The following is a 2,776-nucleotide window of genomic DNA, read 5'->3' on the forward strand; positions in this document are numbered from 1 at the left end:
GAGTACCTCCATGGTATCGCCATCCATAATGCGGATTACTTTGGCCGTAAAAATAAGATGGTTATAGTTTGTTATTGGTTTGCTTTCGCCTGGTGGGATGAAACAAGCCTGGAGCGTTAACAATAAAACCAATAAACTTACTTTTCCCAACCGCATAATGTTTTTCCGTCTTTTTTGGCTTTTTCTATTTCCACCTTTATAATTTTATACGTGCAATTGCCTAAACCGCGGCAATTGGAGGTATAGTGGTATTTTTTAGCGCCAGGACTGTTGCAAATGTACACGGTTGTATTTTCTTTACAAGTAATGTTGGTAAAGAAAAAGAGGAGTAAGGAGAGCGTTTTCATGATTAAGGGATATTTATTTTTTAATAAAATCTAAAATATATTTCACAGCTTCGGCTTGATTGCTTGCCGCAGGCTTAAGTTCAAACCTTTTTACACCAGAGCTTTTCATCCAATCGCCCCAAATTAACCGCATGATTTCCATATCTGTTGGATGTTTTGTAGCCGCCCCTGTTTTGGAAAGTGATCGATCATACATTTCGATCACGATAACCTCAAGGTTCTTTAAATATGGATTTTTTGCGGGGTTGATTTTAAACTTTGTATTTTTAGATAAAAATATCCCCATATCGCTTTCCTTTGATTTTAAAAAGGCATTACGGAAATCCGCAACTTTTTTTGCACTCAAATCGTAACCCTTATCATAAATACCGGCCTCAATGTAGCCATCAGTCATTAATACCATGATGTTACGAAACTTGTGCGTTATTTTACCAACAGCTACATCTGGCAGAATAATCCTATCATCAATACCTGATTGAAAATAGGTCCAAATATCGGCTCCATTATTAGATATTGCGGCTTTATCGTTAAACTTCTTATACTCTATAGTAAAGCTATATATGTCCTTAGGGAGTGAAGAGGTAACTTTATTTCTCTCCAATATATAATTAATCCGATCAACCTGTTTATCAAATTGCTGAAGGTCGATGCTTAATAGACTCGTATTGATTTTATACAACCCTATTAATCCTTTATTGATGAAATCGACGCTATAATGGTCTAATTGGCCATCTGTTCGTTTTAACTTCAATATGTCTGACCAAATTTTCTTCAATACTCCCTGAACAATATCTACATCGTTTACCGCTTTGGGGTAAAATTTAAGGTTCAGCCGATTTGATAGATCGGGTGCGAAGATTATATTATAGTCTGTAACCTCTTTTGTTTTTTGAGCCGCGACATATGTACAGGTCGAGCATATCAAGATGCTTATTAAAAAATACTTTTTCATTAGATTACCACCCGTTTATCTATTTGTGAACTTTTTACTTTCTCGTTTTGCCAATTTACAGCAGTATCAAATGCCTCTCGTGATTTTTCAGTAGCTTTTAAGATTGCATATTCTTCATGGAGGTAATCGTTCCAGCCTTCTAAAAAGATATTGATCCTATCATTTAGCGAATCGATAGAAATCGGAAGATTATCATTTTCGACATGGCTTTTATAAATGGTAGCAATATCTACAATATGTTGTTTTCCCGTAATTAAGTCTGTTTTTTTAATTTCCCGCAATAAGTTTAACTTATTTGGAATAGATGCGAGTTTGGATTCAGTGATCTTATATTGTGCTTCTAAACCGATGTTCTTTCCATCTATCACGTAAATTTCACCTTTAATCAATAGACTTTTTTGTTCTTCTAACTTTAAATCCTCATCCATTTGCTTGATGAGCAGGTTATTTTTTAATGTAGCAACATCAGGGTTTCTTTCATCAAAAATTGTCATAAGTTTTTCGAAAGCGAACTTTAGCATAAGCAAACCAAAGGCACCTAATAAAAACACCAGGTAGAAATTAGGATCTTTAAAGGCCATGGAAATTTTCCAAGGTTCTAGAACGTCTCCTATTTCATATTTCATTTGATAAATGGCTGCCGAAACTTTGTAGGCAATTGCCGTATCAACCAATACAATCCCAACGAGGAACATAGTTATTATAATCCATTTTTTCTTTGTAAAAAGTTTGATGAGTGCACAGAAAAGTGGGATACTTACAAAGAGTAAGATAAAAATGATACCTGACCCGCCTTTTGATAAGGTTAAAGACAATGCTTTAGGATTAAATATTTCCATCGGAATGGCATCAAGTCCTGCGGCTTTGGCTGCTTTTGAGTCTTCAACTGCAAACAATAAGATGTAACATGCTGAGGAGTAGAAAATAAAAAGATAAGTGATTAGGCAGATATTTGCGAACAATACTGGAATAAATTCATACCATTTAAACTTTGGGCTGACAAAATCTGTTTGTGCAATACGTATCTTATTCTTTATCTCGGCAATAATTTTTTCATGAAAACCAATTTTATTCTCTTTAAGGCTTTGGATTTCCTGTTTATTTTTTTCGATCTCTGCTTTGGTGTTAATGAGCTGGTTCTTGGCATTTAACGTTTCGTGTTCCGCTTCTGCCTCAGCGGTTTGTAATTGCAAATTAAGATTTTCTTCAAATGCATTAAGGCTCTTTACTTCCTGCTCATCAATCTTGGTTTTTAAACGTTTCTTTTTGTCTTCAACTACGTCAATATCGTTTATGAAAACTGAATAAACAGTATCTAGTGACTTAGTAAGTACCTGGTGATCACCATTGTTATATTTCGATCGCTCGTAACCTTGCCCCCTTAACATAGATCGATCAAAATTACCAACCTCGGCAGCAATCATCGAATCAAGCACCTTGGTAAATTCAGAAATGGCATGTTCTTTAGCCGTGTGGG

Annotated in this window: 3 protein-coding genes; all 3 read right to left on the reverse strand. The window is 35.2% G+C overall.

From position 1 onward, the window contains the following. Positions 1 to 137: 137 nt before the first annotated feature. Positions 138 to 347, reverse strand: a complete 210-nt coding sequence (locus AC1DPQ_RS23650) for a hypothetical protein (protein ID WP_477611062.1) — start codon at positions 345 to 347, stop codon at positions 138 to 140. A 13-nt stretch (positions 348 to 360) separates the two neighbouring features. Next, entirely contained in the window at positions 361 to 1,299 is a 939-nt protein-coding gene (locus tag AC1DPQ_RS23655) for a hypothetical protein (protein ID WP_477611063.1), read from the reverse strand. After that, positions 1,299 to 2,776 (reverse strand): hypothetical protein (locus tag AC1DPQ_RS23660; protein ID WP_477611064.1); only part of this gene is annotated, 1,478 nt, incomplete at its 5' end. The genes AC1DPQ_RS23655 and AC1DPQ_RS23660, both read right to left, overlap by 1 nt.

The sequence above is a fragment of the Pedobacter sp. 01T416_2 genome, from assembly GCF_056398925.1.